Genomic DNA, 11,712 nt, shown 5'->3' on the forward strand with positions numbered 1-11,712 from the left:
TCCTGTCCGCTGCCTCCCCCGTTCATCGGTGGGAACCGATTCCTGGGGGAGGTGCGGTGACCGATCCGAGCGAGGCCGGGACGGGCCCGATCCGGCTGCCCGTCGAGTACGACGCCCCGACACCACCGCACGGGGCTCGCGCTCCGTACGCGCCTTCGCCGTGGCCGCCTTCGGTGGCGCCTTTGCGGGTGCCTTTCCCGCCGAAGCCCGCCGCCCCGCCGCCCATGGGGGCGTTGCGGACGGAACGCGAGAGCGTGATCGCGCTGTTCCTCGTGCACATGTTCCCGATCGGGCATCTCCCGGTCGCGATGGGCAAACCCGCGCGTCAGTTGCCGCTGCCCGACGGCGGTTCCGGCCCGCAGGACCATCCCGAGGCGGACGTGCTCGACGACCTGGACGCGTTGTCCCATGTCAGCAGCGGTTTCCGTCGTTCACCGACGACTCCGGCCGCCGTTCCGCCGCCGGAGTTGACCAGGGGACACCATCCGTGGGGCGAAATGTCCGAAGAGGACTGGAAAGAGCGCTTCATGACCGGAACGGGTTATCTGTGGCCCTCTGACAACGATCCGGCGACGCCGACGATGCTCGAGGCCGGTACTCATCTCGACCGTTTCGGGGATCAGCACGGCCGGGTGTTCGCCGAGGACGCGACCCTGTTCCCGATGCGCTCGCTGCCGCCGGACCAGGCCGGTGCCTACCGGCGTTACCGCGTCGTCCGGCCGCTGCCGGTCTGGCGTTCGGTGACCGTCGGCTGGTTCGGACAGCCGGGCGGCGGAGTGCGGTTTCGCACGGTGCTGGGCGCCGATGAACTCGTCACGCTGGGCTACCTGGCGGACGTCACGGGGGAGGTTCGGTGAACACGGGGACGATCCTGCGCTGGCTGGCCGCGCTGGGCGTGCCGCCCGAAGTGGTCTCGGTCGGCGCGGAGGTGGACAACGCCTGGTGCCTCATGCGCACCGACGTCGAAGGCGCAGAGGGAGCCGCCTGGGAGGTCTTCTGGCGGGAGCAGGGCAACCGGTACGACTGGGCGCGGTTCACCAGCGAACAGGTCGCCTGCCACTACCTCTTCGGACGTCTCGCCTGGTCGCAGGTCGCGCGCGGTGCCGTCGGGCTGCTGCCCGGCGCGCAGTGACCTCGTTGCGCGTGAAGGAGGCCTTCACGCGCGCGTTCCCAGTGAGGGGTGAGTCGAGGGCGGCGTGTTGCGAAAGCCACTTTCGCAACGTTGGACGTTGGGAAAGTGGCTTTCGCAACGTCCGTGAAACAAGGTCTAGGCACGTCGCGAAAGCCACTTTCGCGACGTCAGATGTCCCGAAAGTGGCTTTCGGGACACGCTCCAGGCCTTCACGCGCGTTCAGCGCTTCAGGATCGCCAAGACCTCGTCGTGGAGCAGCCCGTTCGTCGAAAGCGCCGACCCGTTGTCGTAGCGCGCTTCGCCGTTCAGGTCGCTGAAGCGGCCACCGGCTTCGGTGACCAGCACCTGGGCCGCCGCGACGTCCCACGGGTTCACGATGCATTCCGCGGTGACGTCGAGCGCGCCCTCGGCGACCAGGCAGTGGTGCCAGAAATCGCCGAAGGCGCGGCTTTCCCAGCACGCGTCGACGAGGTCGATGTATTTCTCGCGTGAGTGGTACTCCACCCACGAGTTCAGGTCTGTTGTGGACAGATACGCGTCTTCGAGCGACGCGACCTTCGACACCGAGATGCGGCGTTCCCCGGCGGAGTCGCTCATCCAGGCGCCGTCACCGGTCGCGGCCCACCAGCGGCGGCCGAGCAGCGGTGCGCTGATCATGCCCACCACGGGGTCGCCGTCTTCGACCAGCGCGATCAGCGTCGCCCACACCGGGACGCCGCGCAGGAAGTTCTTGGTCCCGTCGATCGGGTCGAGCACCCAGGCGCGTCCGGTCGCGGCGGTGCCGCCCCGTTCCTCGCCGAGCACGGCGTCGTCCGGCCGGTCCGTGGCGAGGATCGCGCGGATGGCGTCCTCGACGGCGGTGTCCGCGTCGGTGACCGGCGTCCGGTCGGGTTTGCGTTCCACGGCCAGGTCGAGCGCGCGGAACCGGGCGGTGGTGATGGCGTCGGCGGCGTCGGCCAGCCGAGTGGCGAGTTCAAGATCATTCTCGTAGCCGGGCACGGTCACGATGGTTTCACGCCCGGCAGTCGTAGAGTTGGCCAGGTGAGCATGGTGCTACTCGCCGAGGACGACCCGGCCATCGCCGATCCGCTTTCCCGCGCACTCCAGCGGGAGGGGTACGAGGTGCGCGTCGTCGGCGACGGGCCCGCCGCCCTCGACGCGACCGAGAGCGACCGCGTGGACCTCCTGGTGCTCGATCTCGGCCTTCCTGGGATGGACGGGCTCGAGGTGTGCCGCCGCCTGCGCGCGAGCGGCACCGAGGTGCCCGTGCTGATGCTCACCGCGCGCACGGACGAGGTCGACTTCGTGGTCGGGCTCGACGCCGGCGCCGACGACTACGTCGCCAAGCCGTTCCGGCTGGCCGAACTGCTGGCCCGCATCCGGGCACTGCTCCGCCGCCGGGCGCCCGACGTGCTGGAAGCCGGGGGCGTGCGGATGGACCTCGGTGCCCGGATGGTCACCGTCGACCTGCACGAGGTGCAGCTGGCGAACAAGGAGTTCGAGCTGCTCCGGGTGCTGATGAGCCGCGCCGGGCAGGTGGTCAGCCGCGACGAGATCCTCGCCGAGGTGTGGAACGACCTCGAATCGAAGACCTCGAAGACACTCGACATGCACATGTCGTGGCTCCGCCGGAAGCTCGCCATCGCGGCCGACGAAGCGGCGGGCCGCGCGGGCAAACCCGGCGGGAACGGCGACGGCGAACGGCGGATAGCCACGGTCCGCGGCGTCGGCTTCCGCTTCAACGCGGAATAGCATGCGCCGCCGCATCCTCCTGGCGATCCTGCTCGCCGTCGCGGTCACCGCGGCCGTGCTGGGCATCCCGCTGGGGATCACCGCATGGCAGCTGGTCGAGAACCTCAACCGCGAGAACCTCGCCTCCTCGGCCCGCGGGATAGCGGCGACGCTGGACAACGAGATCGCCGTCGGCCAGCCGATCAATCTCGATCTGGTCCGGGTCGCCGTGCCGCAGGGCGGTTTGCTGACCGTCCGCGCGCAAGGGCAGATCGAGAAGCGCTACGGCTCCGACCCCGGCTCGGACGTGGTGTCCGAGCGGGCGCCGATCGCGTTGCACGGCGAGGTCGAGCTGTCCGTGCCCGCCGGGCCGATGCGCACACGTCAGACGCAGGTGACGTTGCTGGTGGTGCTGCTGGTCGTGCTGTCGGTGGGCACCGGCACCGTGGTCGCCACGGTGACCGCGCGAAGGCTCGCGAAACCGCTGAGACACGTCGCTGATCGCGCGGTCAAACTCGGCGGCGGTGATTTCCGGCCCGATCCGAAACGCTACGGCGTCGGCGAGCTCGACATGGTCGCCGAAGCGCTCGACGCGTCCGGCTCGGCGCTCGCGCAGCTCGTCCAGCGGGAACGCCAGCTCGTCGGCGACGTCTCCCACCAGCTGCGGAGCCGGTTGACCGCGTTGCAGCTGCGGCTCGAACCGCTGACCGTCCACTCCGATCAGGACGTCGTCGACGAGGCGAAGGCCGCGCAGGAACAGGCGGACCGGCTCGCCGAAGCGCTCGACGAACTGCTGGCCGCCGCGCGGGCGGCGCGCGAGGTCGGCGCGGAGCCGGTGAACCTGCCGGAAGTGCTCCCCGAGGTTTCCGAAGAGTGGCGGCAGTTGCTTCGCGCCGAGGGCAGGCATCTGCGGATCCGCGTCACCGACGGGCTGCGGGCGAGGGCGACGCCCGGCCGTTTGCGCGAGGTCGTCGGCGTCCTGCTCGACAACGCGCTGCGCCACGGCGCGGGAACGGTCACGCTCGCCGCCCGGCGCGGCGACGCGGACGGCACCGTCGTCATCGAGGTCGCCGACACCGGCTCCGGGGTGCCCGACGAGCTGGCGCCGCATATCTTCGAACGCGGATTCTCCGGCGGTGGGTCGACCGGTGTGGGTCTCGCGCTCGCCCGCGCGCTCATCGAGGCGGACGGCGGCAGGCTGGAGCTGTCGAGCAAGCAGCCGGCGGTGTTCAGCCTCTTCCTGAAGGTGCCCCGGCCGGGAGACGTGGCCGAGGTGCGGTGGCCCGCCGAGCGGGTCCCTCGCTAAGAAACGCCCCAAGGACGTCCCGATCGGGCAAGGCGGTGTCAGCGCGGCGACTTACCGTCGGGGGGTGCATGCGACGGCGTTCCGGTACCGCCCACCGGTGAGTCCGGTGGCCGCGGCGACCCTGGAGATCGGCAAGGTGGCGGTCACCGTGCGGTTGTCCTTCGACGGCGCGCTGTACGCGTGCCGACGTCCTCCCGGCGTGGTGGAGCGGATGGAGGCCGAAGCGCTCGACCTGCTCTCCCAAGGCCTGTTCGTCAGCGGGATCGACACGCCGGTCGCGACCGTCACCGGAGCGGCGGGCCATCGGTTCGTCCAGCGGAGCGCCGAATTCGAGCCGCCGGACGGCATGCTCTACCGCGGCATGTGCGGGGTCGGCGCCAGCCGGAACGGGCTGACCCTGACCGGCATCCTCGGCTACCGCCTCGAAGTCCGCGCGGAGTGGGCGAGACGGGCGGGTGACTGCGGCCCGCCAGGGAGCGCCGCCGAATGGTGCGAGCTCTTCGGCGGCGAGCTGGCGTCCATCGGCGGGGTGGTCCTGCGGCGGGCCTCGGTGCTCAGTCTCGGTACTCCGCCGTGACCGTGACGACGAACGCCGCACGGGCCGGCAGGCCGAGGCTGACCCACAACCCGGTCGGATCGGTCTCCTCCAGGGTGATCGGCAACGGCTGCTCGTCGACCACGAGGAACTCCGTCCCGATCAGGACGCCCAGCGAGCGGTCGAGCAGCGTGTGTTCGTCGCGGACCTTGTCCGCCCGCGCGGTGACCAAATAGGACAGCCGGCACCGCTTCGCCCGCACGGCGCCGGTTCCCGGGCCGGCGCCGTGCAGGGCGAAGAGGAACAGATCGACGCTCGACACCCGCGTCTCGGTCTGCCAGGTGGGTTTCGGCGGATCGAGCCGGACCACCGTCCCCTCCGGCAGATGGGGCGCGATGAGCCGGCACAACGCCTCGTCGACCTGGCTGATCACGGGGTCAGATCAATCCCTCACGCAGTGCGTAAGCCACCGCGTGCGAGCGGTTCCGGAGCTGGAACCGGTTGGTCACGTCGTGCAGGATGCTCTTCACCGTGCGCTGCGAGTAGCAGAGCTGGTCGGCGATCTCCTGCGTCGAGAACCCCGACGCGACCAGCTTGAGCACCTCGGTCTCCCGGTTGCTCATGCCACCGAGGTGCAGGCCGCGCGGCTGCAGCACCTGACGCTGCAGCCGTGAGACCCGGTGCAGCAGCCTGCCGAGCAGGTCGGGCGGCAGTGCGCCCTCCCCGGCCGCGGCCGCCTTGATCAGCCGGACCAGGACGTCGGCGCCCGCCTCGGAGCGGCGGGCGACGGCGCAGACGCCGTGTTCGATGGCGCTGAGGATCTCGTTGTCGTCGACTTCGCCCGCGATGAGCACGATGCGGGTGAAGCCCTGGTGGTGCAAGGCGGACAGCAGTTGCGTCATCGCCTCGTCGAGGCGATCGGTGACCAGGAGGGCCACCATGGTCGGGTCGGCGGTCTCCCCGTCCACCAGCCAGACGTCGTCACGGGAGCGGAGCGTCATGCAGACGCCGTTGTGCAGGATCGGATCGGTCGCGCGGACGACCACCGGTGTCCGGTTCGGTTCGAACATGTGATTCCCATTCCCCTCGAACGGTGCGAGGGCCCCACCCCTCGCACTGCTCACCCTGCCGGGTGAGGTGTCCCGAGCGCATGGGACTCCGGTCCCGGAATTGCCCGAAAAGCCGCCCTTATCGGGGTCGCTTTTTCAGCGACCCAGCCCCGCTTCACGGGCGCGCACGATCGCTTCGGCGCGATCCGCGACGTGAAGCTTGCTGAAAACGTTCGAAATATGGTTCCGCACGGTCTTCGGGCTGAGACACAGCGTGCTCGCGATGGCGGTGTTGCTGTGCCCGCCCGCGATGAGCGAGAGGACCTCTCGCTCGCGGACGGTGAGTTCCGGGAACACCGTGTCCGTCGTCGGCTGAGTGTGGTTGAAGAAGCCGAGAACCCGCGTCGCGATGTCGGGCCCGAAGATCGCTTCGCGCCTCGCGACGGCGTGCACGGCGCGAATGATTTCGTCGGGTTCCGCGTCTTTCAGCAGATATCCGCGGGCTCCGGCCCGCATCGCGGAGAAAACGGATTCGCTTTCGTCGGCCATCGTCAGCATGAGCACGCCGACGCCGGGCCGTTCGGCGACGATGTGCCGGGTCGCTTCGGCACCGCTGATATCGGGTAAATGCAGGTCCATGACCACGACGTCGGGCGCGAGCGCGCTCGCCGCGCTGATCGCGTGCGCGCCGCTCGCGGCCTCGCCGACCACGTCGATCAGCGGTTCGTTGTCGAGCAGTGTGCAGACCCCGAACCGGAACAGCGGATGGTCGTCGACCACGAGCACGCGAAGGCGTTCGTTCATACGGTTCCCCCTGTCTCCCCGACGCGGCACGTTAAGCGAGAGGGCCGGTCACGAACAACGCGAGGTCCGGACAGCGGACCGGCGAGAATTAAACGCCTGATGAGTATCGCGTATCGCGGGGGCCGGCCCAACCCATTAACCCTTTCGGCCCACGTTCAGGTCTCAAGTCCGTGAAGGCCTCCTTCCCTACCCTGAAGGTAGGGAAGGAGGCCTTCACGGATCAGGCGAAGGAAGCGGCGTGCTCGCGAGCCCAGTCCCCGAACGTCAGCGGCGCCCGGCCGAGGAGTTCGCGGACGGTGTCGAACACGATCTCCTCCTTCCCGGCGGACTGCCGTTTGAGCTCGAAGATCCCGTCGACCGCCGAAGCGGGCCAGCCGAACCCGAGCATCCGGGCGCGCGAAGCGGCTTCGGGCTCTTCGACGTAGGTCAACCGCCGCCCGAGCTCGTCGCCCAGGATCTCGACCTGCCGACGCGTCGTGAGCGCTTCGCCGCCGGTGATCGGGTAGGTCTTGCCCGCGTGCCCGTCGCCGGTCAGCACCGTCGCGGCGACCTCGGCGATGTCGCGGACGTGCACCAGCGCGGACGCCGGATCGCCTTCGGGGACGCGGATGACGCCGTCGCCGCGAACGGCGTGCAGCCAGGCGAACCGGTTGTCCATGAACGTGCCGGGGCGCAGGATCGTCCAGTCCGGCCCCGCCTCGCGCACGGCCCGCTCGGCCTCGGCGTGCACGAGGGAGATCGGGTCGGTCTGTCCGAAGTGGACGCCGGTGGTGGAGAGCTTGACGACGTGCGAGACGCCGGTGGCGGCCTTGAGCACGGCTTGTTCCTGGGCGAGCGGGTCCGAGCCGTGGCCGGAGGTCAGGACGAACACGCGCTCGACGCCGTCGAGCAGCCCCGGATCGAAGGCGTCGAGGTCACCGACGGCGACTTCGGCGCGCGGATCGATCCGGGCACGGGAGGGATCGCGCGTCAGGGCGCGGACTCGAGCGCCCCTGTCCAGCAGCGCGGGAACGAGTTCGCGGCCGATTTTGCCGGTGGAACCGAGAACGAGGATCATCGGAAGACTCCTTAGTGGTTGCGCCGCAAGGAAACGCGCGGCAGGAAGAGGGAAGCGGCGAGGCCGGCGGCGAGGACGGGGACCATCACCCAGAACACGCCGCCGAGCGCGGACGAGTAGCCGGCGGGACTGTCGTCGGTGAAGGCGTTCGTGAACACCGCGCCGAAAACGGTCAGTCCGGCAGTGGTGCCGAGGGAGCGAAGGAAGCCGACGGTCGCCGAAACGGCGCCGAGGTCGGTCCTGGCGACGTTCTGCTGTGCCGCCATGGAAAGCACCTGCATGTTGAGTCCGGCGGCCGCGCCGAACACGACGAGATAGGCGACGACGAGCGGCAACGGCGTTGTTTCGTCCATTGTGGACATCGCGAGCGCGGCGGCGAGGCCGAGGGTCATGCTGAGGATCGGCGCCCAGCGGTAAGCGCCGGTCTTGGCGATGACGCGGCCCGCGACCATCGACGACGCGGCGACCGCGAGCGTCATCGGCAGCAGCAGGAGCCCGGCTTCGGAAGGCCCGGCGCCACCCGCGGTCTGCAGGAAGAGCGCGAGGTAGTTGACCGAACCGAGGAAGACGAACCCGGCCGCGGCACTGGCCAGCACGCTCAGGCTGAACATCCTGGAGCGGAACAGCCGGAGCGGGACGACCGGTTCGGCCGCGCGGCGCTCGATGAGCAGGAAGGTGACGAGCAGCACCGCGCCGATCGACGCCGACAGGGGAGTCGCCAGGGTCAGGCCGACGATCGCGCCGGACAGGACGACGATGCCCGCGAAGTCGAACGGTGCGGCGGTCAGGCGTCGTTCGAGCCGCAGGAACCGTGCGACGACACCGAACGCGACCAGGCCGATCGGCACGTTGAGGCCGAAGATCGACCGCCAGCCCGCGAGGTCGGTCAGGACGCCGCCGACGACAGGGCCCGCCAGCGAGGACCCGGCGAAGCAGATCGAGAACCAGGCGAAGTAGCGAGCGCCTTCGCGACCGGGGAACAGTTCGCCGATGATCGCGGCGACCGCGACGAACAGGCCGCCGGAGCCGATGCCCTGCAGGACGCGGGCGGCGATCAGCAGCGGCATCGTCGGCGCGAGGGTGCAGGCGAGGGAGCCGAGGACGAACAGCGCGATCGCGACGAGGACGACGCGCTTGCGGCCGAAGAGATCGCCGAGCTTCCCGTAGACGGGCGCGCTGACGCTGCCGGCCAGCAGGTAGGACGTGGTGACCCAGGCGAATGACGTGGCTCCGCCGAGCTCGCCGACCATGCGGGGCAGGGCGGTCGCGACGACCTGGGCGTCGAGCATCGCCAGGAACACGGCGGCGAAGAGCCCGACGAGGGCAAGGGTGTTTCGGGCGCGCGGAGGCGCGCCGAGAGTGGTGCTCAAGAAAGAGATCCGTTCACTGGAAGAAACGAGGGAACGCGAGGGACGCGGAGCAGTGCTCGAAAGCAGCCCCGGATCCCCGCCAAGACGGGAAAAGGCTCAACCGTCATCCGAACCGGATGCGGTCCTCTTCGCGCTTGGCGATCACCTCGAATTCGTCCCGCTCGACCGTACGAACCCGGTCGGCGTCATCAGTGAAGGAACGTTGACATGGATGACCCTAGACAATCACATGTCTTTTGACAAGTGTTTCAGTGGAGCGGAACGACGTCGTCGTCCGGCTCGTCGCTGTCCCGGCGGCGTTTGCCCAGCTCATCGGGGAAGACCCACTTCTTGAAACCCCAGAAGCGGAAGAACATCGCCAGCAGCATGCCGATGATCGACCCGCTCGTGAAGTCCGCGAACTCCTGGACGAACCGGGTCACGTGCGGCACTTCGAGATCGAAGATGTAGCGCGACGTGTAGAGCGGGATCAGGTTGACCACCACGGCGATCCCGCTGATCACGAAGAAGAGCGCCGCCTCGTGATGCCGCTCGCGGCCGCCGCGGGTGCGGAAGGACCACTCGCGGTTGAGGATGTACGACACGATCGTCGCGACGATGATCGCGATCGCCTTCGCCGTGGTCGGCTTCGACTCCAGCACGCTGAGTTTCAGCAGGTACCAGACGCCGTTGTCGACCAGGAACGTCGTGCCGCCGACGATCGCGAACTTCAACAGCTCACGGTGCTTGATCAGCACGGATCGGAGCGGCTCGGGCGTCCTGGAAAGGACGGATTCGACCACGGTCACCAGATCAGTCTAATTCGCGTCGCCCGCCGAACGGGTCGGCAGGGGATGGACAGCGCGATATATGACGCTTTGGGTGTTTCGGCGCGTGGGTCGCGAGTGGAGGAGGCGACACGCTCGGCGCCTCTGCGTTCGCGGGGTTGCGAAAGCCACTTTCGCAACTTTCAACGTTGCGAAAGTGGCTTTCGCAACACGCCACTTTCGCCGTGCCCGAATCGCCCCTCGCCACCAGGGGAGCAAGGGACCTTTGCTACCACGTGGCGGTCAAGCGGCCGGATCGTCGGGAATGCCGGAAATCTCCCGTCCGCCGCCCCGCACCAGCCGCGGCCGCGCGCCGGCCTGCGGAAAGACCCACTTCTTGAACGACCACCACCGGAACGCCGTACCGAGCAGGGTCCCGACGAGCACTCCGCTGACGAAGTCGGCGACCTCCTGGGTCAGCAGCGAGACATGCGGCTCCTCCAGCTTGAACACGTACCGCGAAATCAGCTGCGGAAGCGCGTTGAGCCCGAGCGCGATCGCGCTGAGCAGGAAGAAGAGTGCCGCTTCGTGCGCGCGCTCGCGGCCGCCACGGGAGCGAAAGGACCATTCACGGTTCGCGACGTACGAGAAAACGGTCGCCACCAGGACACCGATGACCAGCGCGGTCACCGGTTTGTCGGTCAGCACGGTGAACTTCAGCCCGTAGGTGATCGTCATCGTGATGACGAAACTCGCGCCCCCGACCAGGACGAACCGCAGCAGCTCGCGATGCTTCCCCAGCATGCGGGCGACGCTACTGGAAAATGCGGTCGACCACTCCGTTGGGCTGGGTGGACGGCTTGGACTTTCCGGGCCGCGGCGGCGCGCTCGTGGTCGTGGTCGTCTCCGGCTGGGCCGGCTCTTGCTGCGCGGGCTCCGAAGACGTCACAGCCGGCGAAGGCTTCTTCGTCGGAACAGGCCATCCAGGACGCCCAGGCTTCGTCGTGTCCGGAGGGCCCGAAGGCTTCGAAGTGACCGAAGGCAGCGAAGGCACCGTAGTCGGCGGAAGCAGCGAGTTGTCGTCACACCCGTGGCGCCAGCAGTCGAAGTAGACCGCGACCGGCTTCGCCTGGGCGGTGCCGAGCGTGGCGTTCACCGTCACCGGCATCCCGTTCGCTGGACGGCCTTTCAGCGTCACCGACAGGTTCGCCCCGCGCCCCGGAGCCAGCGAACCACGTGAAGTGCACGACGTACCTTCACCGGTCGGCGTGCATCGGATGCCGGAGAAGCTCGACCAGTGGAGAATCCGGTGGTCGAGAGTGATCGTCACCGGTTTCGTCGACTCGCCGGTGTTCTTGACGTAGATGTTCACCCGCGGATTGCGGAACCAGGGGAACGAGGACAGCCAGTCGGTGTTGGCACTGAGGGTGAGGTCGTCCACGGGCGCGGGCGGCGCCGGCACCTTGACCTTCACCTCGATCGACACCTTGATCTGCGCGCCCGCCGTCACCGAACCGGTGACCACGCTGCCGTCCTCGGCCGTCCCGTCGGCGCGCAGCCGGAACTTCAGCACCGCCGACTGGCCCGGTTCGAGACCGGTACCGGTCCGGCAGGTCACCGTGCCGGTGCCGCCGGGGCAGCTCACCGTGATCGGGCCGGGTGCCTGCTGCCGGAAGCCGTTGGCGCCCATCGCCCCACCGCCGCCGGCGGCGGGAATGGCCCGCACCCCCTTCGGCAGGTTCAGCGAGACGGCCACAGGCTCGGACTTCGTTCCGCCGTCGTTGCGCACGGTGATCGGCAGGTCGGCCGGTTCGCCCGGCCTCAGCTGGACACCGCCGGGCGGGGTCGACGCCGTCATCACCGGAGGCGCCGGGATCACCGGCGTGGGTGCGGGCGGCTCGGCGGGGGTGGGCGTCGGGGCAGGCGCCGGGGCCTGGGCCGGAGGTGGCTCCTGCTGGGCGGGCGGCACGGGCTGCTGCGCC

General features: G+C 69.3%; 13 protein-coding genes and 1 pseudogene. 5 read left to right on the plus strand and 9 right to left on the minus strand.

Features of this window, described 5'->3' with window-relative positions; all coding sequences use genetic code 11:
* The first annotated feature begins 56 nt into the window (after positions 1 to 56).
* Positions 57 to 857: a TNT domain-containing protein gene (locus ACSMFO_RS30885; RefSeq protein WP_436461440.1), complete on the plus strand. Its 801-nt coding sequence runs from the start codon at positions 57 to 59 to the stop codon at positions 855 to 857.
* Positions 854 to 1,132 (plus strand): hypothetical protein, encoded by a 279-nt coding sequence (locus tag ACSMFO_RS30890; protein ID WP_350573240.1) that lies wholly within the window; start codon positions 854 to 856, stop codon positions 1,130 to 1,132. Before ACSMFO_RS30885 ends, ACSMFO_RS30890 begins: the two co-directional genes overlap by 4 nt.
* A gap of 219 nt (positions 1,133 to 1,351) precedes the next feature.
* On the opposite strand, the gene hisN is transcribed toward ACSMFO_RS30890, so the two are convergent.
* Complete coding sequence (hisN, locus tag ACSMFO_RS30895) at positions 1,352 to 2,137, minus strand: histidinol-phosphatase (RefSeq protein ID WP_378412521.1); 786 nt, start codon at positions 2,135 to 2,137, stop codon at positions 1,352 to 1,354.
* A gap of 42 nt (positions 2,138 to 2,179) precedes the next feature.
* Between hisN and ACSMFO_RS30900 the strand changes: the two genes are divergently transcribed.
* From ACSMFO_RS30900 to ACSMFO_RS30910, 3 genes are all read left to right on the plus strand, one after another.
* A complete protein-coding gene (locus tag ACSMFO_RS30900; protein ID WP_038519243.1) occupies positions 2,180 to 2,884 on the plus strand; it encodes a response regulator transcription factor in 705 nt (234 codons plus the stop codon).
* A gap of 1 nt (position 2,885) precedes the next feature.
* Positions 2,886 to 4,169, plus strand: a complete 1,284-nt coding sequence (locus ACSMFO_RS30905) for an ATP-binding protein (protein WP_360098038.1) — start codon at positions 2,886 to 2,888, stop codon at positions 4,167 to 4,169.
* A gap of 64 nt (positions 4,170 to 4,233) precedes the next feature.
* Positions 4,234 to 4,746 (plus strand): hypothetical protein, encoded by a 513-nt coding sequence (locus ACSMFO_RS30910; protein WP_436461441.1) that lies wholly within the window; start codon positions 4,234 to 4,236, stop codon positions 4,744 to 4,746.
* On the opposite strand, the gene ACSMFO_RS30915 is transcribed toward ACSMFO_RS30910, so the two are convergent.
* From ACSMFO_RS30915 to ACSMFO_RS30950, 8 genes and pseudogenes are all read right to left on the minus strand, one after another.
* The gene (locus ACSMFO_RS30915; RefSeq protein WP_037332271.1) at positions 4,724 to 5,137 is read right to left on the minus strand and encodes a hypothetical protein; all 414 of its coding nucleotides are present in this window, start codon (positions 5,135 to 5,137) and stop codon (positions 4,724 to 4,726) included. The genes ACSMFO_RS30910 and ACSMFO_RS30915 overlap by 23 nt on opposite strands.
* Before the next feature lie 4 nt (positions 5,138 to 5,141).
* Positions 5,142 to 5,774, minus strand: a complete 633-nt coding sequence (locus ACSMFO_RS30920) for a helix-turn-helix transcriptional regulator (protein ID WP_016331368.1) — start codon at positions 5,772 to 5,774, stop codon at positions 5,142 to 5,144.
* A gap of 135 nt (positions 5,775 to 5,909) precedes the next feature.
* Complete coding sequence (locus tag ACSMFO_RS30925) at positions 5,910 to 6,557, minus strand: response regulator (RefSeq protein ID WP_037332268.1); 648 nt, start codon at positions 6,555 to 6,557, stop codon at positions 5,910 to 5,912.
* A 220-nt stretch (positions 6,558 to 6,777) separates the two neighbouring features.
* Complete coding sequence (locus ACSMFO_RS30930) at positions 6,778 to 7,614, minus strand: NAD(P)H-binding protein (protein WP_436461442.1); 837 nt, start codon at positions 7,612 to 7,614, stop codon at positions 6,778 to 6,780.
* Positions 7,615 to 7,625: 11 nt separating this feature from the next.
* Positions 7,626 to 8,984 carry an MDR family MFS transporter gene (locus tag ACSMFO_RS30935; RefSeq protein WP_436461443.1) on the minus strand — a complete coding sequence of 453 codons (1,359 nt, stop codon included), beginning with the start codon at positions 8,982 to 8,984 and terminating at the stop codon, positions 7,626 to 7,628.
* Between the two features lie 248 nt (positions 8,985 to 9,232).
* Positions 9,233 to 9,772, minus strand: coding sequence for a GtrA family protein (locus ACSMFO_RS30940; protein ID WP_016331373.1), 540 nt, complete (start codon positions 9,770 to 9,772; stop codon positions 9,233 to 9,235).
* Positions 9,773 to 10,033: 261 nt separating this feature from the next.
* A complete protein-coding gene (locus ACSMFO_RS30945; RefSeq protein ID WP_038519230.1) occupies positions 10,034 to 10,534 on the minus strand; it encodes a GtrA family protein in 501 nt (166 codons plus the stop codon).
* Positions 10,535 to 10,544: 10 nt separating this feature from the next.
* A pseudogene (locus tag ACSMFO_RS30950) lies at positions 10,545 to 11,712 on the minus strand (sigma-70 family RNA polymerase sigma factor); the annotation flags it as partial.

The organism is Amycolatopsis sp. w19, from assembly GCF_051373225.1.
Classification (GTDB): Bacteria; Actinomycetota; Actinomycetes; order Mycobacteriales; family Pseudonocardiaceae; genus Amycolatopsis; species Amycolatopsis japonica.

What these genes read in the sequence shown, in the direction of transcription:
- ACSMFO_RS30930 (WP_436461442.1), bottom strand. Translation starts at nt 7,614, where the DNA reads ATGATCCTCGTTCTCGGTTCCACCGGCAAAATCGGCCGCGAACTCGTT.
- ACSMFO_RS30900 (WP_038519243.1), top strand. Translation starts at nt 2,180, where the DNA reads ATGGTGCTACTCGCCGAGGACGACCCGGCCATCGCCGATCCGCTTTCC.
- ACSMFO_RS30905 (WP_360098038.1), top strand. Translation starts at nt 2,886, where the DNA reads ATGCGCCGCCGCATCCTCCTGGCGATCCTGCTCGCCGTCGCGGTCACC.
- ACSMFO_RS30920 (WP_016331368.1), bottom strand. Translation starts at nt 5,774, where the DNA reads ATGTTCGAACCGAACCGGACACCGGTGGTCGTCCGCGCGACCGATCCG.
- ACSMFO_RS30945 (WP_038519230.1), bottom strand. Translation starts at nt 10,534, where the DNA reads ATGCTGGGGAAGCATCGCGAGCTGCTGCGGTTCGTCCTGGTCGGGGGC.
- ACSMFO_RS30925 (WP_037332268.1), bottom strand. Translation starts at nt 6,557, where the DNA reads ATGAACGAACGCCTTCGCGTGCTCGTGGTCGACGACCATCCGCTGTTC.